The organism is Nocardia vinacea (genome assembly GCF_035920345.1).
In the GTDB taxonomy this organism is placed as follows: Bacteria; Actinomycetota; Actinomycetes; order Mycobacteriales; family Mycobacteriaceae; genus Nocardia; species Nocardia vinacea_A.
In genome coordinates, this window is the sequence record NZ_CP109149.1 from 2,678,975 (window position 1) to 2,702,187 (window position 23,213).

The following is a 23,213-nucleotide window of genomic DNA, read 5'->3' on the forward strand; positions in this document are numbered from 1 at the left end:
CGCTGCTGCGGCGTGATCAGTGTGTGATGAGGGTGTCGAGTTCGTCGGCGAACAGTAGGGCCGGGTCGAATTCCATTCCGGTGAAGTGCCCGGCGAGTTCGAGGGAGAGGACGCCGTGCAGCCGGGTCCAGAAGGACACCGCTCGATGCAGAGTTGTGGTTGGTACCGAGTGGTCGGCGGCCCATCGGCGATGGTGTTCGAGGTGGGTGTCGAACGGTGTCGCCGGTAGGTCCGCGGGCAGCGCGGAGAATGCCTCGATCAGCATCGTCATGATCTCGTTCGAAATCTCGGTGGTGTCCTCGGGTGCATGGTAACCGGGGACGGGCGTGCCGTAGATGAGGAAGTATCGCTGGGGGTCGGCCAAGGCCCACTCCCGTAGCGCGTAGGCCAGTCCGGCCAGGTCGGCGCCGGAGTCTCGGGCCGCGCGCAAGGTGTCGGCGAGGCTGCGGTAGGCGTCGCGAATGAGTTCGGTAATCAGTTCGTCGCGGCCGGCGAAGTACCGGTACAGAGCGGGGCCGCTCATGCCCACCTGTTTGGCGATGGCGTTGAGCGACAGTGCGGACGCCCCCGCCGTGGCGATCTGCTGCCAGGCGCACTGTTTTATTTCCGCCCGCATCTGCACTCGATAGCGCTCCCGCGGGGTCTTCGCACCTGGGTTTGCCATGGGCCGCTTCCTTCCCGGCTGTGCGCCACGATCTCTGGTTAGAAGGTATCACTTTTGCTCTTGCTTCTCACCAAAGAAGCGTTATACCCTCTAACCATTGCAATAGATGATCATCGACTTTTGTGTGAGCCCGTAGATGAGGAGCAGAACCATGAACGACACTCGCCTGTCCGTCACACCGAAGGCGCACGCGGAGTCCGGCACCATCCGTCGCCGCGGGCGGGCCACTCTGCTCGGGATCGCGCTGACCGCCGCATTCCTGAGCGCCACCGTCACCCCTGCGCATGCCGACGGCCCAGCTGACTCGGCTCCGCTGACCTGCGAGGGTGCGGGCATCGACACCGCCGCTCCGATTCACTACCGGACCGAGGCCCTGATCAAAGCACCGCTGGATGCCGTCTGGAATCTGCAGACCGACGCTGAACGCTGGCCGTCCTGGCAGCAGCCGGTCACCAGCATCGAGCGTCTGGATTCGGGGCCGCTGCAGGCTGGTTCGCAATTCCGGTGGACCACTCCAGCCCCCGCCACCGCCACGACCCCCGCGACCACCCTGACAATCACCTCCACCGTCCAACAGCTGCAGCCCGCCCGGTGCATCCGCTGGAGCGGACCGGCGATCGGTGATGGGATGCGCATCGACGGCGGAATTCATGTCTGGACCTTCACCCCGGTAGACGGCGGCGTCCTGGTGCGCACCGAGGAGAACTGGAACGGAGCCCAGGTCGAAGAAAACGTGCCGACCTCCACCCACTTTCTCGGCGCCGGTCTCGAGGCCTGGCTTGCCGACCTGCGGACCGCCGCCGAAACACAGCACTGACAAGTTATTTCGCTGAGATCATCGCCAGCTCCACGAGGCCATCTTGCCGGAACAGCAAGATGACGTGCCAGATCGTGGCGAGCGTGGCAAGACTGGGCGCGTGCCGACCAAAGGAGGCTTGATGAGTACCACCACGCGCCGCAAACGCCGCGGCGACACCCCACCGCCCCGGACCGGAAGCAGCGAGACCGAAATCCTGCGCGGATTCCTCGACTACCTCCGGGCCTCGATCGCCGCGAAGGTGGACGGCGCCCCCGAACCGCAGGTACGAACAGCCGCAGTGCCGTCGGGCACGAACCTGCTCGGGCTGCTCGAGCACCTGACTTTCGTCGAACGCTCGATGTTCCTCGGGGACAACGTCACCGACTGGCAGGCGACGTTCCGGGCATCACCAGCGGACAGCGTGGCCGATGTGGTCGTCCGCTACCGAGAGGCGGTCGAGCGTGCCAACGAAATACTCGACGGCTGTACCGATCTCGGCGCACCGGTCCCTCGATCGCGGCCGGGCCGGGCCGCTCCCAGCCTCCGCTGGGCACTCACCCACATGATCGAGGAGACCGGCCGCCACGCCGGCCACGCGGACATCCTGCGCGAACTGATCGACGGCACGACCGGGCGCTGACTTCTTCACATCGCCGCCAACGCGGTGGTCATCGCCGTGACGACGGACTCGACCGTCGATTGATCGAAAAGCTCAGCGGCGTATACCATTTCGCCGTGGATTCCGGCGCATTGTCCGTCAGGGTGGTATTCCTCCCGCAGGTTCAGCAGTAGCTCGAAAGGGGTTCGGCGCACCGCTACCGGCCGGTGCCGGATCGCCAATCCGTGCGGGGCCGTGCCGGTGTCGAATCCGCGTAGATAGGTCACCATCACCTGGAACAGCGGATGATGGGTCCGGGAGCGTGGCGGGTTCACCAGCGCGACAAGGCGATCGAAGGGAAACTCCTTGTTCTCGTACGCGCCGAGGACACGCTCGCGGACCTGATGGACGAGTTCGCGATAGGTGGGCGCACCCGACAGGTCGAGGCGCACCACCGCGGTGTCGACCACGCACCCGACGACATCCTGCAGCCCTTCCGAATCGCGTCCGCTCAATGCCACCCCGATCGGCAGATCGGTGCCGGCACCGTGACCGTTCAGCGCCATCGCGAGCGCGGTGTGCACCAGCATGTAGATGCTCACCCGGTAGTCGAGGGCAGTCCGGGCGAGCCTGCGATGGGTGTCGGCGTCGACGAGAACGGGCACCGCCGCCGCCGTATTCGACCGCCGCTCAGCGCGGGGACGGTCGACGGGGAGCACCGGCTGTTCCGGCACGCCGTCGAGCATGGTGCGCCAGTACCGCGCCTGCTGCTCGAGCACGTGGGTATCCGGGCCGAGCAACTGCCGCAACCATATGGCGTAGTCCGCGAATTACGTTGCCGGACTGAACCATTGCGGTACCCGGCCGGCGACCCGCGCCCGGTAGGCGGTCAGGAGATCACGCTGGAGGATGCCCATGGATTCGCCGTCGCCGGCAATGTGATGGACCACCCCGAAAAAGACGTGATGCTCGCGACCCAACCGGTACAGGCGGGTTCGCATCGGCTGCTGCACCGTCAGGTCGAACCCGTGCCGCAACTCGGATTCCATTGCCCGCTCGACACTGTCGATACCGTCGGCTTCGACGATGCGGAAATCCGGCTGCGCCGACCCGATCGGCAAAATCCGCTGTACCGGGCTGTCCACCGCATACGGCAGTACGGTGCGCAGGATTTCGTGCCGGGCGACCAGATCGCCGATCGCCACCTGAACTGCCGCCGCGTCGAGCGGTCCACGGATGTCGAGCGCGGTCGCGATCAGGTAGTCGGGTTGCTGCCCACCGAGATAGTTCACCGTCCACAGGCGCAACTGCGCGGGCGAGAGCGGGATCGGGTCGGTGCGGGGAACATGCGCTCATCCCGCTGGCGAACGGCCGTGCGCCCTCGCAGACCACGACAACACGGGCCGTGACCACCCGACAAGACCCGGTTTCCACCGGCCACATCAAGAGGGGCGGCAGTGGGTGAAAATCATTGGTGCCGTGGGGTGAACGCGGTCTACGGTGTGCCCGTGACTACCGATGTACGAGGTTCCTACGACACACGGTTCGCCGGTGTCGCCGAGGCCCTCGCGGCATCGCTGAACGCCGACGATGTCGGCGCGTCGGCGGCGGTGTACGTCGACGGCGAACCCGTGGTCGACATCTGGGGTGGTTATGCCGACGCGGACCGCACCGTGACGTGGGAGGCGGACACCATCGTCAACGTCTGGTCGACGACCAAGACGATGGTGGCATTGTGCACGCTCATACTGGCCGACCGTGGCGAACTCGATCTGAACGCGCCGGTCGCCAGGTACTGGCCGGAGTTCGCGGCGGCGGGCAAACACGATGTGCTGGTACGGCACCTACTCGGTCACACCGCGGGTCTGCCGGTATGGGATGACCCCGTCGCGGCCGCCGACCTGTACTCCTGGCCGACCGTCACCGCGCGTCTTGCCGGACAGTCTCCCCTATGGGAACCGGGCACCGAAGGGGGTTATCACTCGATAACCTTCGGCTTCCTCGTCGGTGAGGTCATCGCCCGGGTGACCGGACGCAGCGTGGGCACATTCTTCGCTGAGGAAGTGGCCGCGCCGTTGGGCGCGGACTTCCACATAGGACTCACGGCTGAGCACGACCATCGCGTCGCCGCGCTCATCCCCGCGCCCGAGGGGGACCGCCCCGAGGGATTCTCGGTCGGAGTGTCCGACGCCAACACTCCGGCGTGGCGGCGCGCGGAGATCCCGGCCATCAACGGTCACGGCAACGCACGCTCGGTCGCCGCGGTCCAGTCGATACTCGCGTGCGGCGGCAGCGTCGGCGGGGTTCGCCTGCTGTCGCAGCCCGGCTGTGACCGCGTATTCGAAGAACAATTCCACGGCCGGGACCGTGTGCTGGAACGGCCGATCCGCTGGGGCATGGGCTACCGCCTCGAGGGGCGCACCTGCTCGTGGGGCGGATGGGGCGGCTCCCTGGTTCTCGTCGATTTCAAGCACCGGATGACGGTGTCCTACGTGATGAACCAGGTGCTGTGGACCGACGACAATATGCGAGCCCTGAGCATCCTGATCGCCGCCTACGATGCACTGACCACCTGACGGCGACCATCTCACACGGGTGCGTTGCGCCACCAGCGCTCGTAGAGGTCTTGGCCCGAGGTGCCGCCGGACACCCCCATGGTGCAGTTCGCCCGCGCGGCGTCGTCGAATCGGAGCAGTAACTCTCCTGTGGGCCCTGTCACGCCGGTGGTGTCGTACCAGGTGGCGTGCCCCTGTCCCGTCGGCCGCACCCAGCTTTCTTCACCGACGAAGGTTCCACCCTGCGACGGCACGAATTCGTCGGCCGGTTTGTCGATCCCGCATCGCACCAGGATTCGGGAAACCGGATCTCGGTTTCCGTTGCAGGCCAACGAGTTCATCGAATCCCGTGTCTGTCTCGCGTCGATCGGCCGCTGATCGCCATCGATCGCGACGCATCGGAGGCCCTGATAACCACTGTCCGTCTGCGTCTTCGGAAGCAGTTGCGGGAAGGCCTTGATCACTCGCTCGTGCGCCGCCCAGGAGTTCGGGTCGACCGGTACCGTCGCGGACGGCACGCTCGACAGCGCGTCCGCCGACGCCGACGCCGACGCCGGATGCTGGGTCGAATTACGGTTCAGCACAAAAATACTCGCGATCGCCAAGACGGCCACCGCCGTCAGGACACCGACCCCGATACCGACGTTCCTGCGCCGAGCCGGTCGGTGGCCGATCGCCGGGACCGGATCCTGAGCGACGCCGAAAGCCGTTGCCGCCGCGGCGGCGAGCGCTCCGCAGCTCGGGTAGCGCTGCTGCGGATCCTTGGCCAGCGCGCGAGCGATCACGTCATCGATCTCCCCGGGAAGTTCCGGGACGGTGGCGGTCGGCCGTGGCGGCGGATCCTGGAGGTGCGCCATGATCACGGCATCGGTCCTCGCGCGCGGGAACGGTTTCGCGGCGGTCAGCAGTTCGTAGAGGGTGCAGCCCAGCGAGTAGACGTCGGCACGGTGATCGACCGCCGCTCCGGTCAACTGCTCCGGCGCCGCATAGGCAATGGTCGCCAGGATCGATCCCGCCTGGGTCAGCACCGTCGTCGCGGCTGCGGCCTTGGCGATACCGAAGTCGGTGATGGCGACCCGATCCGATTGTCCTGGAATCGATTCCACCAGAATATTGGCCGGTTTGACGTCACGGTGCAGCATGCCTGCCCGATGCGCGTGATCGAGGCCGCGAGCGACGGCGCCGATGATGTGCAGGATCCGCTGCGGGGACGCCACCGCGCGGTGGCGGATTAGTTCGGCTGCGTCGGGGCCGTCCATGAACCGCATCGCGATCCACAGCCGTCCGTGCTCGATGCCGCGGTCGTAGACGCCGATGATGTTCGGATGGTCCAGCCGGGCGGCGAGTTCGGCCTCACGGACGAAGCGGGCCCGGAACTCGGGATCCGTACTGTATTCCGCCGACAGCACTTTCAGCGCGTCCCGGCGCGGCAACCTGGGATGCGCTGCCACATACACCGTTCCCATGCCGCCGCTGCCGAGCAACCGCTCGATCCGGTACCCCGCGAAAACCGTACCCGGCAACAACTTTCTGCTATCCACTGTGCACCAGCAGCGCGTATTGGGCGGCAATCAGCTGTTGTGCGTCCGTCGGATTACGGCCGACGATCCTCGCGGTGTACCGGCCGTAGAGGACGTGGCAGAGGACCTGGGCCGGCCACTCCGGCTGCGTGTTGATGCCGTTGCGGCAATACACGTCCGGGACCCCGGCCGGTGCGGCGATTCTCTTGGTGGGGTCCGCCGCGCGCATCTCCTCGGTGAATACCCGGCGCGCGCTGACGGCATCCGGAAACCGCTCGAGCAGGTTGTGACCGTTCATAGCGACGATTTCGATCGGTTCTTTGAACCCGAGGTGCTTCATCAGCCGGGTGGCATGCGGGCCCAGCACCACGCCGCTGATGCGGAGGCCGGACGACCAGCCCGCATTGTCATCGGTGTCCGATGCGGTCACCGTCGGATACGACCAGTGCCCGGCCCCGTAGGGCAGCAACCGCGACAGCATGCGGTCCCGATCCAGGGGTAGGTCGGCGAACCGATCCGGTGCGGTCTCGTGGAAGTCCCGCAACCTGGGTAGCTGGACGTCGAATGCCTTGCGCACCAGCCCGGTCAGTACCGCTTGATCCGGTGCGGTGTGCCCGGCCAGCACGCTGACGACGAACGACCCTTGCGCGATCGTCGCGCCCATGGTCGGCACCGCCGGGCGCCAGTGCACGAAGGCCGACGGGTACTCCGCGAGCCGTACCGGCACATTGTCCGGGCTGATCGCGGCATCGGTGGCGTCCATCTGCCGAGCCGCCAACTGCGCCGCCATGGCATCGGGAAAGCGCAGCAGGATCACCGTCAACAGCCGCCCGGCGCCGATCTGCGGCGGCGCTACGCCGAAGTCGACATCGCTGCCACTGACCGCGAATCCAGCCAGCATGCGATGCGATGCGAGCACGCCCCGAACCCGCTCGGCCAGAATGCCCGCCGCCTTCAGCGGGGTCGGCAACGGCGCGATCCGGTCGACGACGCCGTTGGTCAACACCGGGTCGACCTCGACGGGGTCGAGTGCGGCTTCAGCCATCCGCATCGATTCCAGCACCCGCCCGTACTTGTCGGTGCTGGTGCGCGGCGGCGACAGCGGGTCGACGCTGTTCGATCCGACGTCGAGCGCGGCTAGGTCGAGGCGTTCCGGCGTCGGCTGGCCGGGCCGTACACACCCGCACAACACTGTCAGGGCCGCGGCCAGTACGGCGACGGCCCGTATGCCTTCAGCGCGCGAATACATCGGTCCCCCTGTCATAGCGGCGCATTCGGCCACCACCGTTCCCGGAGCACGGAACCGGAGATGGCACCGCCTACGCGCAGGCGGCAGAAGTTGCGATCCGGGCGGTCGAACATCACGTCGAGTCTGCCTACGGTCACCCCATCGTTCGTGGTGGCACTCCCCCAGCGGACCCGCCCGGCGGCGCCGTCGCGGGACCACAGCTCCTCCCCTTCCAGCTGCGTCATCGGGGACCAGTCGCGAATCGGCGTGCGGTCCGAATTACAGATGACGATGACCACTTCGGCCGGGTCCCGGTCGCCGAGACAGATCACGCCACCAGTCGGGACCTGCTGATCGAAGGAGATGAAGTTGTTGTTCTGGTCGGTGTGCAGGCAGGTGTTGAGTTCCTGATATCCGACGGCGGCCGGTGCGACCGGCAGCAGGTTCGGAAAGGTCTCGGCGGCAAGGGCGGCCGCGCCCCAGGCAGCCGAATTCGTCGCGACCCAGGTCGGGCCGGTCTCGGACGATCCCGCGGAGTCGTCGCGACCGAGGCCGCCGGCCAGCGAAACCACCGCCGTCACCAGCACAATCGCCGCGATCGCCGCACCGGTCAGAATCCTGCGGCGCCGCATCGCACGGGGGGCGGTCTCGCCGGCGGCATCAGCCGACCACGCCGCGTGTGCCGCCGCCGCCAACGCACCGCAGCTCTGATAGCGGTCGGCCGGGTCCTTGGCCAGCGCCGTGGCAATGACCGAATCCAATCCCGTTGGTACCCGGGGATTGTCGAGGCTCGGGCGTGGCGGCTCCTCATGCAGGTGCGCGTACATCACCGCCGCCGGACTGCTGCGCAGATACGGCACCGAACCGGTGAGCAGCTGATACAGCGTGCAGCCGAGCGAGTACACATCGGCACGGTGATCGACCGTGTCACCGCTGATCAGCTCGGGCGGCGCATAAGCCAGCGTGGCGGTGAACCCCCCACCCTCGGACAGGGTTCCCTCCGCACCGGCGGTGCGCGCGATACCGAAGTCGGTGACCAGCACTCGATCCGGCTGCCCCGGTTCTTCGGCGAGCAGCAGATTCGCGGGCTTCACATCACGATGCTGCAGACCGACTCGATGGATCTCATCCAACCCCTGCGCGGCCTCGGCCAGGATCCGTAGCGCGCGCTCGACCGGGACCGTCGCGTCGCGCCGGATCAGATCGGCGACATCACCGCCATCGACGTACTGCATCGCGATCCACAGTCGGCCGTCGTGCTCACCACGGTCGCGCACCGCAACCACATTCGGATGCTGCAGCCGCACCGCGACCTCGGCCTCGCGCAGGAACCGCGCCCGGAATTCGGCGTCGCTCGCGTGCCGGTCGGACAGGATCTTCAGCGCATCGTGACGGGGCAGCCGGGGATGACGCGCCAGATACACCTCACCCATACCGCCCGCGCCGAGCCTGCGTTCGATCCGATACCCGGCGAAATCCGTACCGTCCGCGACAGTCACCGGCGCTGCCCTCCTTTTCCTGCGCGATCAGAACGGTGCATTCGGCCACCAGCGGTCGTAGAGGTCCTGACCCGAACTGCCACCGATCACGACAACCATGCAGAAGTTGCGTGTGGGTTCATCGAATTCGAGACCGACAATCCCGATTTGCCCGCTATAACCGAGCATGCTCGACCAGACCACTCGGCCGCGACCAGAGGATCGTTCCCACCGCTGATCGCCGAGGACGACGACCCCCTCCTCGTTCACCAGGCTGTAGGGGCTCCGATTCGCCGAACACTGCACATCCACATCTCGTATCGGGTTCTCGTTGCCGGTGCATCGCATGTGGGCGATGTGTTCTGGCACCCGGTTGAGGTCGGCGGCATTGCCCTTGTCGTCGATGGCGGCACAGCGGATGCCCTGATGACCGGTCCGGGTGGGTGTGGCGGGCAGCAACTGTGGCAGTGCGTCGACGACGAAGGCATATCTCCCCCAGGTCAATCCGCCGGCGCTGCTGGTCGGCGCGGTGGGATTCGTCGTAGTTCCGCTCGAATCACGGTTCCACACCACGACACTCGTGATCGCTAGCACCAGCGCGATCACCGCCGCCGCGGCGACGGCGGCGTACCGCGGCCGCCGCCGGGGTGGATTCGGCAGCGGCGGTGGGACTTTCGGTGTCGCCTTCGGTGCGGGCGGATGGGTGGCAGCCGACAGCGCGGGCGGTGGCGAGGGTAGCTCCGGTGGCTGGACCGCGAAAACGGTCTGCTCCACCGGGAACCCGAAAGCACTCGCCGTCGCGGCCGCCAACGCCCCACAGGACGAATAGCGGTCGTCCGGATTCTTCGCCATGGCCCGGGCGATCACCGCGTCGATCGCGGCGGGCAGATTCGGCCGCGCCGCACGGGCCCGCGGCGGCGGCTCCATCAGATGGGCCTGCATCACCGCGACTACCGAATCGCGCGGGAACGGCTTTGCGCCGGTGATCAGTTCGAAGAGGGTACAGCCCAGGGCATAGACATCGGCGCGATGATCGACCCGCTGGTCGGCCAGCAGTTCCGGCGCGGCGTAGGCGAGCGTCGCCACGACCGTCCCGACCTCGGTCAGCGCGGTGCCGTCACCGGCAGCCCTGGCGATCCCGAAATCTGCCACCAGCACCCGATCCGGAGCGCCCTCGAGGTGTTCGATCAGGATGTTCGCCGGTTTGACATCCCGGTGCAGCATGCCGGATCTGTGCGCCTCGTCCAGACCTCGCGCCGTCTCGGTGACGATGTGCAGCGCGCGCTGCGGCTCCACTGCGCCATCACGGCGGAGCAACTGGGCCGCGTCGATACCGCTCACGAACTCCATCGCGATCCAGAGCCGGCCGTGCTCGATACCGCGGTCGTGCACCGCGACGATATTCGGATGGTCCAGCCGGGCGGCCAGCTCCGCCTCCCGCAGGAACCGGGCACGGAATTCGTCGGCGGCGCCGCAGTTCTCGGGCAGCACCTTCAGTGCGTCGCGGCGCGGCAGACGCGGATGCCGGGCCACATATACCGCGCCCATGCCGCCGGTGCCCAGCACGCGCTCGATCCGGTATCCGGCGAATATTGTTCCAGCAGTGAGTATTTCAACCATACGCCTACTCGCTGTTCACCAGCAGCGCGTACTGCGCCGCAGCTCGTTGCTGCACATCCCGATAATCCCGGCTGAAAACCAGTGCGACATAACGGCCGTGCCGGAGCACGCAATCGAACTTGACCATCCCGGTGGAATTCAGCGTATCCGTGCAGCGGACGTCCACGAGGCCGGCCGGTGCCGCGACCTCCACTCCCCCTTCGGGGGTCTTCAGGCGGGTGAAGTACTTCTGGGCGGTGGCCGCGTCGGCGAAGCGCATGAGCCGGTCGAAGCGGTTGAGGCCGAGGAGTTCGACCGGCTCTTGGCTGGATCCGGCGAAGCGCTCGGCGCCACGGGGTCCATACACGATGCCGCGAGCTTGGACCAGGCTGCCCCATCCCGCGTTCGCCGCCAAGTCGCCGAGGATCACCACCGGGAACGGCCAGCGGCCGGGCGCCTCGGGAACCATTCGCCCCAGCATGCCGTCACGATCCAAGGGTAGTTCGGCGAACCTGTCGGGCGGTGTGGGCGCGAAGTCGCGCAGCAACGGCACCTGGACGTCGAATGTCCTGCGCGCCAGCGTGGTCAGGGCGCTCAGGTCGGGCGAGGTATGCCCGGCAAGCACACTGACGACAAACGCGTCCTGCGCCACCGTGGCCGCGATCGTCGGCACCGTCGGACGCCAATGCGCATGGGCCGCAGGATGTTCCGGGATCGCGACGGAGACATTGTCCGAGCTCACCGCGGCATCGACGGCATCGATCTCCTGCGCGGCCCGCTGCGCCGCCGCCGGATCCGGGAAACGCAGCACCATGACCTGTAGCAGTCGACCGCCGCCCACCACCACTTGCGACGGAGTGTCGGTAGCACCGACGGTGAACCCGGCCAGCATGCCGTGCCGTTCGAGGACCGCGCGGACCGGATCGGCCAGCAGCGCTGCGGCTTTCGCCGGAGTGGGCAGCGGGACGGCTCGGCTTCTACTGAGCGGGATCTGCAACGCCTGATCCACATCGACGGGATTCAGCATGATCTCCGCCATACGGACCGATTCGATCACCCGGCCGCGGTATTCGCTGCCGTGCGCCGGCGCGAGCAGCGGACTGCGGCTGTACGGACCGACATCGAGGGCGGCCGGATCCGGTGCGGGCACCGGATTCCCCGCTACCGCGCATCCCGTGGTGACGGCCAGCACCACACCCAGTGCCATGGCCATGTGTGCGAGCCTCACAGCGGCGCCTCCGTCCACCAGCGGGCCCGCAATTCGGCCCCGGTCGGGGACCCGGTGACGACGATGTAGCAGAAATTGCGGCCAGGGTCGTCGAAGTACAGCCGAAGGTGTCCCACAATCTTGTCCTCGCGCCCGAGGGCGGTGCCCCAGTGCAGATTTCCGGTGCCCGAGGGACGGGTCCAGTGCTCGTCGCCTTCGGCTCGATCGAAGGTGACCGGTGGGGCGATGGGCGAGCGGTCCGCGTTGCACACCACATCCAGGCTGATCACCGGTTCTCGGTTGCCCTGGCAGAAGATCCGACCGACCGGCACGAAGACATCGATCGAGACGTCCTTGTCCCGCTCGTCGACCGTTCGACAGGCGAACATCTCCTGATAACCGGTGCCGAACTGGGAAGCGGGCAACAACTCCGGAAATGCCTGCGCGACATAGGTATACGCGCCCCAGGACACCGCATCCACGCCCGTCTGCGGGCCGAGGGGGGTTGCACTCGACGCCTGCTCGGCGGAACCGTCACGGCCGAATCCGACCAGCACCGCCGTCGCCACCGCGACCAGGACGGCGGAGGCTGCGGCGGCGCCGATCATCAGTCGGCGTCGCCGGGAGGCCCGGCGCGGTGGCCGGCCGGCCGCCGGGATCCGGACCGTCCCCTGCGCTGCCGCTTCCGCCGCAGCCGCCAACGCACCGCAGCTCGCGAACCGCTCGGCCGGATTCTTGGCGAGCGCGGTGGCGATCACCTCGTCGAATCCCGGTGGCGTCCCGGCGTTTTCCAGCGTGGGCGGGGGCTCGTGCAGGTGCGCGTACAGCACCGCGGCCGGGGTGTCGCGGGCGAACGGCACCGACCCCGTCAACAGCTCGTACAGCACGCAGCCGAGCGCGTACACGTCGGTCCGGTGATCCACCGGCCCACCGCTGATCTGCTCGGGTGCGGCGTAGGCCGGCGTCGCGCTGAGCCCGGCGCCGGTCGATGTCGTCGGTTCGTCGGCGGACCGGGCAATGCCGAAGTCTGTGACCAGCACCCGGTCCGGGCGTCCGTCCTGTTCGGCGACGAGAATGTTGGCCGGCTTCACATCCCGATGCAGCAGGCCCGTGCGGTGCAGCGCGTCGACCCCCTTGGCGACCTCGGTGATGATCCGGACCACCCGCTCGAGCGGTAGCGCGGCAGGTCCGCGCCGGATCAGCTGGGCGAGATCGACGCCCTCGACATATTGCATCGCGATCCACAACCGGCCGCTGTGCTGGCCGCGGTCGCGCACCGCGACCAGGTTGGGATGATGCAGACTCGCCGCGATCGAGGCCTCGCGCAGGAATCGGGCGCGGAACACGGGATCGCCGGTGTGCCCGTCGGACAGGATCTTCAGCGCGTCCTTGCGGGGTAGGCGCGGGTGCTGGGCGAGAAACACTGTGCCCATGCCACCCATACCGAGGCGTCGTTCTATGCGATACCCGGCAAAATCCATGCCCTCAGTGACAGTCAACCGCACTGCCTTCCCGCCCGAATAGTGCCGGGACCCTTCCGGCGCATGCCGGCTGACCATCCGCGAGGTCATGCGGTGAGGTGCAACCGATTCGGAACGGCGCAGCCGACGGGGCCGACTATAGCAACAAGGTGGTAGTCACCACAGCAGAGAACATCGAGCCGCGCAAGTGCGGTGGAAAGCCCAGTGCGCCTGGTGAATCCGATACCTCGGACGAGTACGCCGCCGCCGACTTCAGTACGGGATGGGCTTGTTCTCCTCGGCCCAGGCCTGCTCGATATCGCTGCCGATCGGCGGCGGGAAGAGCCCAGCGATCATCCAGGTGTCGCGGACGACCTCGTTGATATTGAATTCGAGGTACAGGCCGCGGTCGTGCGTATAGGGAGCCATGAGGGTGTCGAGGCCGCGGGTCATGCGCTTTCGCATTTCGGGGTCGTCGAGTTGACGGGCGAGGTGGTCGATGGTGATGCGCACCGAGGCGGCGGTGGGTTTGCCGCCCACATAGAAGGAGTCGGCGGGGAGTTCGTGGAAGAGGGCTACGGCGTAGAACTCCGGGAGGCCGACGCGGGCGTAGTAGGCGGTGATGTCCCGGGCGAAGTTCTGCTTGTCCTCAGGGGTGTAGGTGTTCGCGGGGTGGTAGATGTGCCAGAGCGGCATGGCGAATTCCTTTGGGCGAAGCGGTGTCTCAGCGACGGAAGGGAAGGACGAGGTTTTCGACGGGTCCGGAGAGGGATGCCTTCACCTGCCGGGTGAACTCGTCGACAAGAACTTCGTGCGCACCCTTTTCCAGGCCATCGGCGACCGCGGCGGCGACTGCGGCAGGGCTGAGCTTGACGGCATCTATGCCCTTCACCATGTCGGTCTCGGCGAAGCCGAGGTGGATACCGACGACCTGGGTGCCCTGCGCCGCCAGTTCGATGCGCAGGGAGTTGGTCAGCGACCACAGGGCGGCCTTCGACGCACCGTAGGCCGCGGCCCCGGAGCTCCAGGACAGCACGGAGTGGATATCCACCAGTGCGCCACCACCATTGGCGGCGAGGATGGGGGCGAAGGCCTGGGCGATGCGCAGGGGGCCGAAGACGTTGGTCTCGAACGTTTCGACCACATCGGCCATTTCGGCATGCAGTAGCGGCGCTGGGCGCAGCACACCCGCGTTGTTGATGACGATGTTCACATCCGTGGCCCGATCCGCCACGGCCACAACCGAATCCGGGTCGGTAACCTCCAATTCGAGTGGGACGACACGAGAGTCATCGCCCGCCTCGGGCTTGCGGGCAGTGGCGTAAACCTTGGCCGCGCCACGCGCCAGGAGCTCCTCGGTGAATGCTCGGCCGAGGCCGCGTTGCCCGCCGGTCACCAAGGCGATAGCACCTTCGATTCTGGTCATGTCTGCCTTCCTGATTCGTCCACGTCGTAGCTGACTATATGAAACTATAGCCAACATGCTGTCAGTCCGACAACTGCGGGCCTCCAGGGAAAATCGCCATCAGTACCCCGCTCGTGCTGCGCAACCACCTCGGCGGCCCCACGCTCGGAGAGGACGTGATCAAGGACGGCTTCTACGCACGGCATTCGACGCGGCGGGGCAGCGGCAGCGGGTGGCGCGGTCGCAGCTGAGGCACCCCTGCCACGCCCTGATATCGAGGTGCCGAGCCGGCTGACTTGTTCGAATCCGCAGCTGGGCGAAGCGAGTCGGTGAGCGGATCAGCGCTCGTTCGGGCCCAGTTCCGGAAATCGGTCGAGCAACAGATCCAGGCAGCGGCGCACCTCGCGCATGTCCCGATCCAGCAACCGGGCCTCGGTGGTCGCCCGTGGTGCCCCGCGCCGGGTCAGCTGAGTTCGCAGCATCGCATCCAGGGCAGCGGCCTCGGCTTCGAGCAATCTGTAGAAGACGCGCGCCTGCGCCACATCGGATTCGTCATGCACTCGATGCTCGCGTCAGGCCGTCCGTCCCGACAGGCATCGAGCAGTTCGACATTCGTACATCCGACAGACACCCATGATTCATATTGTCCGGTGTCTGCCCGCTGGTCAATCGGTCGACTCATGGTCGGCGGTCAGGATCCGTCGATGGTGCCGAAGAAATCCTGTAGCAGTGCCGTAGCCGAACACCACGGTAGCCGCCTCCGGCCGGCCGGGGCTCCGGTGTCGGTGTAGGCCTCGGCGCCGATCACCGTCGCGTCACAATCACCTGCACGGTGTCCTGTCCGGGGTTGGTGGTGAGTTGAAGTAGCCGGGCATCGGGTGCGGACACGACGTCGGCGCCCTGGATTTCGACCTGGTAGCCGGCGGGGAAGTTGCTCTGCGGCAGATGCACCTCGGTGCGGGCTCCAGGTGCGAACGGTTGACCGGAATCTGCGCGGCGGGCACTGAATTGGATGGTGAACGTCCCGGTCGCGCTGTCGTAGTGCCACTGCTGCGGGGTGCCTGCGATTGCACGCGGATATGGCCGGACGATCGCCGGGTCCATCAGGTTGGGGCCGGTCGGCGGCTCCTGGGCATGACCGGGTGTCTGGTCCTGCGGTTGGGACCAGAACAGCCAGGAAGCCATGTTGTCGTCGAATGTATCGGCGAGACGAGTCAGCTTCGCCCAATCTTTGGTCGCGCCGAACTCGGTCACCAGCCCGACAACGCCGTCGGCATCGGCGCGATCCAATCCGTTGCGCACGCAGGTGTCGATCGGGCCCGGGCAGTAGTCGTGAAAGCTCAACCCCGCGTTCGGATCGCCGGTGGGATTCGACATCCAGTCCGGCGTACCCAAGTCGTTGGTGACGGACGGTTCGTAGAACAGCAGGTGTTCCGGGTCGACTCGGCGGATGGCGTTCATCGCTTTTGCTTCGAGCGTCGCGAGTGCACCGCGCTCGAACTGGGGGCAGCCCTGCGGAAAGCAAGTCGGGTATTCCCAACCGGGCCACGGCTCGTTGATCAGGTCGTAGCCCAGCACATACGGCTCGTCTGCGAAGTGTTGCGCGACATGCGCCCACATGGCCGCATAGTGGTCCTGCAGTCCGACGCCATCGGGCGCGGCACGGTTGTGCCAGAAGTTCGCCCACGTTTGATTTTGCGCGGGGCTCGTGAAGTAGACCAACGGAAAGCCGGGATCGGGCTGCAATGGAAACCCGTCGGTGATCGTCGCCCACTCGGGGAACCCGCTCCAACTCGCGCCAACCGATTCGTTGAACGCATCCTGATGGGAATCGACAAGGCTGTAGATGTTGTACCGGGCCAGCAACTGCTGGGTCTGCTCGAGCTGCGCGATGTAGTCATCGTCGTAAACTCCGGGCTGCGGCTCGACCGCGTTCCATGCGAAACCCAGCCGCACCGCGTTGAAACCGTTCTCCGCCAGGAACTGGGCGTCGTTCTCGCCGAAACCACCCGCTGCGGGGAAATACGGCGGGTACTTGTAGACCAGATTCACGCCGTGCAAGGTGACCACCCGGCCCTGGTCGTCAGTGAGCCAGCGGCCCGAGTGCCCCAGTTCGGGAGCCGTCGGTAGCGCCGCGGCCGGTGCCGTCAGTCCCAGCAGCAACATCACCAACCCGAGACACCGCGCTGTCGAGGACATGATGGTCATCGCGCAAACCTTTCGACGAGTAGGCGCCTACGGCACTTCTACGGCAGGCCGAATCCCGGTTCGGCTTTGCACCGGAGGAGGTATCGCGGTCGTGATCGCCTCGGCGGGAGGGTCGCGATGCTATTCCGCCGAGCCGGTTCAGCTAAGTTATGCTGAGAATTCGCGGGCTATCATCTCAGCGTCTTATCGACTCCTCGGCAGTAACTGACCACATCGTGATGGCAAACGAATGGGGTTCAGATTAGCTGGTGATCGGGTTTTGCACGGCAGCCCGCCTGCCGGGCTCCGAAACCGGTTCGAGCATCGCCACAAGTTTGCGCAACGGCCGTCACCGGCCGACCAAGGACGCAATGTGAGCAGGAACCCGGATGGCAATCGCTAGGCAACGTCGTCGCGCTCGGCGCTTGCTGTCCGCGGCCGCACCCCGGCGCTAGATCGTCAACCTCACAACCATAAGGAGACCATCCATGCTGCTGTCCAGTTTTCGCCGCGCGTTCACCATTCCGGTGACTTGCGTCCTCGCAGCGACCGGCACGTACCTGGCTGCCGGCTGCGGCAACCAGCCCGGCACCGACAGCACAGCAGACAACCATGTTTCGGCTTCGACACCTGCGTCGCCGCAACGGCAGGCCTTCACCTTCGGCGCCGGCTACGGGACGACCGTTCCTGCCGACCAGGCCGGACATCAATGGGCGCCCGCCGCCTCTGCCGCGATCACCCCCGGGATACAGACCTATACCCACGGCGCGGTCCAATGCACGGCGAACTACGTCTTCGTCGATGACACCGGCCATGTGTACATCGGCCAGGCGGCCCACTGCGCCACCACGGGACAGGTCACCGATACCGATGGGTGCACCGCCAGCAGCCTTCCCCTGGGAACCGCCGTGAGTCTCAACCGCAACGGCTCGCTGGTTTCCGGCGCGACGACCACTGCCGACGGGCAACTCGCGTACAGCAGCTGGCTGACCATGCAGGAAACCGGCGAGAAGGATCAAAATACCTGCGCCTACAACGACTTTGCGCTGGTGAAGCTCGCACCGGAGGACATCGGGAAAGTCAATCCGAGCCTGCCGCACTGGGGCGGCCCGGTCGGCATCAACACCAGCGGCACAAATGCCGGCGACCGCCTCTACAGCTACTGGAACTCCATTCTCCGTGGCGGAATCGCCACCCTGTCCCCTCAGGTCGGTGAAAGCAAGATCGACGATGTCGCTGCCAGTGGCTGGACCCACGCATTTGTCGCGGCCATACCCGGCATCCCGGGCGACAGTGGCAGCGCCTTCCTCGATCGTGATGGCTATGCGCTCGGCACTCTGTCAACGCTCGCCATTTCGCTTCCCATCGTCAACAACGTCGGTGACATCGGCCGCGAACTGGCCTACGCCCGAACGCATTCCGGTATCTCGGGTCTGCGCCTGGTGCTCGGGACCGAACCGTTCACGCCGAACCGTTGACAGCTGCGCCGGCGAAGCCGGGCATCGTCGACGTCGTGTGTGACGCGTAGCGGGCGCACTTCTTCGGCATACGGTGACCTTCGGCGGACTTCGTCGAATTCACTCGGATCGGCCTACCGGCTTATCCTGCCTCGGAATTCGCTCTAGAATTGCTGAATATTCGACCCGTATACCTGATCGAAGGCGATGTGCACCCGTTGTGTCGAGGGTGCCGCGATCGTGCGCTGGTCGTACGGCGGCCGTGCGCAGAACTGCGATACGAGGACGGCTCGCCATGACAGATGTCGACTATTGCGTGATCGGCGCAGGCTTCGCAGGATTGACGGCCGCACTGCGGCTGAAACAGGCGGGTCGATCGGTAGCGGTGCTGGAAGCCCGCGACCGGCTCGGCGGGCGCACGTTCACCGAAGTGCGTGCCGACGGGTCGTGGATCGATCGCGGTGGCGCGTGGGTAGGACCGGGGCAGGACCGGATCCACGCACTGATGGACGAGTTCGGGGTACCGAGTTACCAGCAGTACACCGACGGTGAGGCCATCATGGTGGTCGACGGCAAGCAGCACCGCTACACGGGCACGATTCCGTGGACGATGAGCCCGTGGGCGGCGTTGAACCTCGGTGCGGCGTTGTTCGAGCTGGGACATATGTGCGAGTCGGTTCCCCTCGATGCGCCGTGGGCATCGAAGCAGGCCGGCAGATTGGACCAGCTCAGCCTGGCGCAGTGGCTGGATGACAACGTATTGTCCAGGCCCGCCCATGATCTGCTCGAGACCGCCGTTGCCGGCTGCTACACCTCGGCCGCCTCGGAGGTGTCATTGCTGTTCGTGCTGTACCAGATGGCATCGGGGGGAGGGCCGAATTTCGTCCTCGGGGTGAAGGACGGCGCGCAGGATGCTCGGCCGGTCGGCGGTATGGGTGCGATCTACCGGCCGATGGCGGCCGAGATCGGCGACTCGATCCACCTGTCGCAGCCGGTTCGCCGGATAGAGCAGGACACCGCCGGTGTCACGGTGTGCGCGGAGGAGTTGACGGTGCGCGCACGCCGGGCGATCGTGGCGGTTCCGCTGGCCATCGCGAGTCACATTCTGTACGAGCCCATGCTGCCGGTCGATCGATCGTTTCTCCATCAGCGGATGCCGAGCGGCTCGATCATCAAGATTGCCGCCGTGTACGACGAGCCGTTCTGGCGGCGCGATGGATTGTCCGGGCAGTCGGCCGCACCGGGGTCACCCGCGACCATCACCATCGATGCCTGCACGGATACCGGGCGACCCGGGATCCTATGTGTCATCGTCGAGGGACCCATCGCGCGGCAGGTCGGACAACTCGACGAGGCCGAACGAAGGAAGACGGTACTCGGTGCGCTAGTCGAGCGGTTCGGCGATGCGGCCGGCTCCCCCGTCGACTACGTCGAGCACAACTGGACTGTCGAGCGCTACTCCGGCGGCGGGATGCTCAGTCACGCACCCACTGGTGTCCTCACCCAGTTCGGCCATGCTCTGCGTGAGCCGTGCGGCCGCATCCATTGGGCCGGCACCGAGAGCTCTGCCGTCATGTGCGGCTGGGTCGACGGAGCCGTTCGCTCGGGAGAACGGGTAGCAAGTGAAGTGCTCGAGCACGAGACCGCGACCGTGGTCTGAGGATGAGAAACGATCACCACGCCTAGCCGGATCGAAATCGTACTACCCGGCAGCTCACCCTGCGGGTTCACTGTTGCCGCGCCGCCTCCGTGGCGCGTGGTGCGGGTGGCCAGTCCTGGGGTTCGATATTGGTCGGCTTGCCGGGCAGATTGTCGTCCCAATCGAACTTCGGCGCGGGTGGACCCCACTGTCGAGGCGATCGGAACGAGACTTCTGCCGTTCCGAAATCGGTTGGCGAGAAGTTGGTGTCGGAGGTGAATGTCGCGTGTTCGAACCAGGTGGGGCCGGTGAACCTTGCGCCCCCGAACTCTGCGGGGCCGGAGAACTTCACGTCCTCGAACTTGGCGGTAGTGGTGAATGCCGCGTCACGGAACCCGGCGGGACCGGAAAACTTCGCGTCCCGGAACTCTGCGGGGCCGGAGAACCTCGCGCCCGCGAACCTGGCGGTGCTGATGAACGCCGCACCCCTGAACCCGGCGATGCCGGCGAAGGTTACCCCGCGGAATCCCGCGGCGCCGGTGAAGATCGCGTGCTCGAACCCCGCCCTGCCGGCGAACGTTGCGCCCTCGAACCCAGCCGTTCCGGCGAATCCTGTGTGCTCGAACCCGGCCGTGCCAGCGAATGTTGTGCGCTCGAATCTGGCGGTGCGAGCGAAGGTCGCGTGGTCGAATCCGGCGGTGCCGCCGAACCTCACGTCTGTGAACCCGGCCGCGCCAGCGAATGCTGTCTGCTCGAATCCGGCCGTGTCGATGAACGTAGTGTGCTCGAATCCGGTAGTAGCTGAGAACGTCACGTCCCTGAACCCGGCGGGGCCGGTGAACCTCGTGCCCTCGAACCAGGCGGGACCGTTGAACCTCGCGCCGACGAACGAGACGGGACCGTTGAATGTCGTGTGCTCGAATCCGGCGGCACCGGTGAATGTCGAGCTCACGAACCTGCTAGAACCGGTGAATGTCGCGCCCTCGAACCTGACATCGGTGAATGTGATGTGGGTGAAGTCGGCATTTTCGAGATGGGCGGTGCGAAAGTCGAAGTTGCTTGTCGACCAGTTGTATTCGGCTTCTCGTTTCAGATGGTCGGCGATGACGCGAATGATGGTTCGGCGGACTTCCCGGTCGTTGTGTCGATATTCGATGTGTTCTTGGATTTCGCCGCGATCTCGTCCGCGGTCGACACGCGGACTGATCGTCACGAGTTTCGTGCGGCCGCTGCTGCCATGGTCGGGGTCATAGGGCAGGCGCAGGTAGCCGCACAGGACGTCGATGCATTGCTGGCGACGCAGGCCGTCGGATTCGTCGGCGACACCGGCCATCGCATAGACCCCGGCAATGCGGACCGCGACGTCGGTCGCGCCGAGTTGCGCGGCGGCGGCGCCGAAGCGTTCCACGAACCGGTTCTGCTCGAGGTCACGCTGGCGGCGGTAGGCGATCACCAGGGCGACGACACCGCCGACTCCGGCTACGACGGTCAGCGAGACACGGGTGATGTCGATCGGCGCGGCCTCGGCATCGCTGGTCGGGGTGATCAGTCTCAGAAACCCGTAGGCGACGAGGGCCACGACCAGGCCGACACCGAGCGCGGACAAGACCGCGGGTAACAACCTGATCCGGACCGCGCGGCGGCCGATCGCCGCCCTGTTGGCACTGCCGATTCGCGCGCGTGCCGCAGTCGTCTTCGTATGTACCTGCGCGCCAATAGCGCTCACCCACCCGAGCATCGCTCGATTCTGGCCGACGCAAACGTGCTCCGCACCACGACCATGGAACCAAACCCGCCCTGCGAGCACAATCAGACCATCGCGACGGACATAGCTTCGGGCGCATGACATTCCAACACCGGAAGTAGCCGAGGCGACCGGGCTGTCCCCGGAAAGATCAAGCCGCCTACCCCGGTATTGAGGTTCACGCTGCGTGAATGTTTAGCGTCGAGGTGCCGGACCAGCCGGCAGAGTTCCGAGTAGGAGGTGGGTGTGTCCTGGTCGGTTGCCGAGATAGCTCGCATGTCCGGAGTGACGCCGCGGACACTGCGTCACTACGACGAGATTGGGCTGCTACCGCCCGCGGGTGTCCGCAGCAATGGCTACCGCTTCTACGAGCAGGAGCAACTGCTGCGGCTCCAGCAGATCCTCGTGTTGCGGGAGCTGGATCTGGGGCTCGACGCCATCGTGGCGATTCTCGACCGGCAGACCGACCACGTGCAGACTCTGCGCGACCACCACGCGAGGGTGATCGGCGAGCGTGATCGCCTCACTCGTGTGGCGCGCACGATCGCCCGCACCATCGAGGAGCTCGAGAGACAGGAAGGAACAGCGAGCATGATCGAAATCAACAGGCCGGAAAACCTTTTCGACGGTTTCGACCCGAACCGGTACGAATCGAAAGTGCCCGACGATCGGCCCGGTCAGGAGCAGGCCCGGGAGCGGTCGCAACAGTTCACCGACTCGCTGACTGCCGAGGAAACCGAGCGGATGCAGAAAGAAACGACAGCGGCGATGATCCGCATGGCCGAATTCATGGCATCCGGCACAGCGGTGAGCGCCCCGGCCGTGCAGGCCGAGATCGAGACCGCGTATCAGCTCATCCGCTCGACCTGGAACCCGGACGCGCACGCGTTCAGGGCGCTGGCTCAGACGTACCTCGAAGACCCGGCCTACACCGAGAATTTCGACCAGATCGCTCCTGGGCTAGCCGAGTACTACCGCACCGCCATGGTGGTCTTCGCCGACACCCGACTCACCTAGCAGGTAGTCGCCATCGCGGAATCGCCCGTTCGCGGAGCAGTGCCGCATCACTGTCGCGGGCATCCACCAACCTCGCTTCCGCGCAGCGGGCTGTGTTCCGTTGTGCGGCAATCGAAGTCGCTCCCACGTCCTTCGGCACCAGCTACTTCCCACAGAAGGGATGCAACAACGTCCAAGTGGTGGTCGAGCTCACCGGGTCGTGCCACCGTTGTCGACCATCGCCCGGACCAAGTCCGCGATCACCTGGGAGCGGGCATCCTCGGACAGGTTGGAGCTCATGCTGTTCGCCAGCAAGTATCGCTGCGTCCTCTCCAGTCGCAGATGGAAGGCATCGAGCTGCAGCGCCGTCCTGCCGTACAGCCAGAAATTGAGGCCGGAGATCACTTCGACGATCCCGCCGGCAAGGGAGCTGATCAGCGCGGCATCCAGGTTGTGGCTGATCATGGCGAACGCCACCGAACAGACGAAGAACAGCAGGCCCACACCAGCCGACACGATCGCGGCGACGAAACTCCGAGACGCCTGGCGCAGCACACTCTCGTAGTAGTCGTTGCTGATCGCGAGCTGGGAAGCGGCCACTTCCTGGATGTTTCCGGGATCGGCCTTGGCCAAGCTCTCGATCGCACTGCTCATGAAGACATTACGAACAGTCGTGG

19 protein-coding genes and 1 pseudogene are annotated in these 23,213 nt (G+C 66.1%); 6 read left to right on the plus strand and 14 right to left on the minus strand.

Going from position 1 to position 23,213, the window contains the following annotated elements; translation table 11 throughout:
* Positions 1–16 precede the first annotated feature (16 nt).
* A complete protein-coding gene (locus OIE68_RS12565) occupies positions 17–664 on the minus strand; it encodes a TetR/AcrR family transcriptional regulator (RefSeq protein WP_327099556.1) in 648 nt (215 codons plus the stop codon).
* A 151-nt stretch (positions 665–815) separates the two neighbouring features.
* On the opposite strand from OIE68_RS12565, the gene OIE68_RS12570 reads away from it, so the two are divergent.
* Positions 816–1,481: an SRPBCC family protein gene (locus OIE68_RS12570; protein WP_327099557.1), complete on the plus strand. Its 666-nt coding sequence runs from the start codon at positions 816–818 to the stop codon at positions 1,479–1,481.
* A gap of 121 nt (positions 1,482–1,602) precedes the next feature.
* Positions 1,603–2,103: a DinB family protein gene (locus OIE68_RS12575; protein WP_327099558.1), complete on the plus strand. Its 501-nt coding sequence runs from the start codon at positions 1,603–1,605 to the stop codon at positions 2,101–2,103.
* Between the two features lie 5 nt (positions 2,104–2,108).
* On the opposite strand, the pseudogene OIE68_RS12580 reads toward OIE68_RS12575, so the two are convergent.
* Positions 2,109–3,389, minus strand: a pseudogene (locus OIE68_RS12580) (condensation domain-containing protein).
* Positions 3,390–3,569: 180 nt separating this feature from the next.
* Here OIE68_RS12580 and OIE68_RS12585 point away from each other — a divergent pair.
* Entirely contained in the window at positions 3,570–4,637 is a 1,068-nt protein-coding gene (locus OIE68_RS12585) for a serine hydrolase domain-containing protein (protein ID WP_327099559.1), read from the plus strand.
* Between the two features lie 11 nt (positions 4,638–4,648).
* Here OIE68_RS12585 and OIE68_RS12590 read toward each other — a convergent pair whose 3' ends face one another.
* From OIE68_RS12590 to OIE68_RS12635, 10 genes are all read right to left on the minus strand, one after another.
* Positions 4,649–6,157: a serine/threonine-protein kinase gene (locus OIE68_RS12590; RefSeq protein ID WP_327099560.1), complete on the minus strand. Its 1,509-nt coding sequence runs from the start codon at positions 6,155–6,157 to the stop codon at positions 4,649–4,651.
* Entirely contained in the window at positions 6,150–7,385 is a 1,236-nt protein-coding gene (locus OIE68_RS12595) for a DUF7373 family lipoprotein (protein ID WP_327099561.1), read from the minus strand. The genes OIE68_RS12590 and OIE68_RS12595 overlap by 8 nt, the downstream gene beginning before the upstream one ends.
* Positions 7,386–7,396: 11 nt before the next feature.
* Complete coding sequence (locus tag OIE68_RS12600; RefSeq protein ID WP_327099562.1) at positions 7,397–8,863, minus strand: serine/threonine-protein kinase; 1,467 nt, start codon at positions 8,861–8,863, stop codon at positions 7,397–7,399.
* A 27-nt stretch (positions 8,864–8,890) separates the two neighbouring features.
* Positions 8,891–10,462 (minus strand): serine/threonine-protein kinase, encoded by a 1,572-nt coding sequence (locus OIE68_RS12605; protein ID WP_327099563.1) that lies wholly within the window; start codon positions 10,460–10,462, stop codon positions 8,891–8,893.
* Between the two features lie 4 nt (positions 10,463–10,466).
* On the minus strand, positions 10,467–11,654 hold the full coding sequence (locus tag OIE68_RS12610; protein ID WP_327099564.1) for a DUF7373 family lipoprotein: 1,188 nt from the start codon (positions 11,652–11,654) through the stop codon (positions 10,467–10,469).
* Positions 11,655–11,665: 11 nt separating this feature from the next.
* A complete protein-coding gene (locus tag OIE68_RS12615; RefSeq protein ID WP_419150699.1) occupies positions 11,666–13,147 on the minus strand; it encodes a serine/threonine-protein kinase in 1,482 nt (493 codons plus the stop codon).
* 234 nt (positions 13,148–13,381) lie between these two features.
* A complete protein-coding gene (locus OIE68_RS12620) occupies positions 13,382–13,804 on the minus strand; it encodes a tautomerase family protein (protein WP_327099565.1) in 423 nt (140 codons plus the stop codon).
* Positions 13,805–13,832: 28 nt separating this feature from the next.
* A complete protein-coding gene (locus tag OIE68_RS12625) occupies positions 13,833–14,534 on the minus strand; it encodes an SDR family oxidoreductase (RefSeq protein WP_327099566.1) in 702 nt (233 codons plus the stop codon).
* A 317-nt stretch (positions 14,535–14,851) separates the two neighbouring features.
* Complete coding sequence (locus tag OIE68_RS12630; RefSeq protein WP_327099567.1) at positions 14,852–15,073, minus strand: hypothetical protein; 222 nt, start codon at positions 15,071–15,073, stop codon at positions 14,852–14,854.
* 244 nt (positions 15,074–15,317) lie between these two features.
* Complete coding sequence (locus OIE68_RS12635) at positions 15,318–16,721, minus strand: cellulase family glycosylhydrolase (RefSeq protein WP_327099568.1); 1,404 nt, start codon at positions 16,719–16,721, stop codon at positions 15,318–15,320.
* Positions 16,722–17,188: 467 nt separating this feature from the next.
* On the opposite strand from OIE68_RS12635, the gene OIE68_RS12640 reads away from it, so the two are divergent.
* Positions 17,189–18,178 carry a hypothetical protein gene (locus tag OIE68_RS12640; protein ID WP_327099569.1) on the plus strand — a complete coding sequence of 330 codons (990 nt, stop codon included), beginning with the start codon at positions 17,189–17,191 and terminating at the stop codon, positions 18,176–18,178.
* Between the two features lie 274 nt (positions 18,179–18,452).
* Positions 18,453–19,817: a flavin monoamine oxidase family protein gene (locus OIE68_RS12645; protein WP_327099570.1), complete on the plus strand. Its 1,365-nt coding sequence runs from the start codon at positions 18,453–18,455 to the stop codon at positions 19,815–19,817.
* 67 nt (positions 19,818–19,884) lie between these two features.
* On the opposite strand, the gene OIE68_RS12650 is transcribed toward OIE68_RS12645, so the two are convergent.
* Positions 19,885–21,522, minus strand: a complete 1,638-nt coding sequence (locus OIE68_RS12650) for a pentapeptide repeat-containing protein (RefSeq protein ID WP_327099571.1) — start codon at positions 21,520–21,522, stop codon at positions 19,885–19,887.
* A 264-nt stretch (positions 21,523–21,786) separates the two neighbouring features.
* Here OIE68_RS12650 and OIE68_RS12655 point away from each other — a divergent pair, with 264 nt between their 5' ends.
* A complete protein-coding gene (locus OIE68_RS12655; RefSeq protein WP_327099572.1) occupies positions 21,787–22,557 on the plus strand; it encodes a MerR family transcriptional regulator in 771 nt (256 codons plus the stop codon).
* Positions 22,558–22,746: 189 nt separating this feature from the next.
* Here OIE68_RS12655 and OIE68_RS12660 read toward each other — a convergent pair whose 3' ends face one another.
* Positions 22,747–23,190, minus strand: a complete 444-nt coding sequence (locus OIE68_RS12660; protein ID WP_327099573.1) for a TRADD-N-associated membrane domain-containing protein — start codon at positions 23,188–23,190, stop codon at positions 22,747–22,749.
* Positions 23,191–23,213 lie beyond the last annotated feature (23 nt).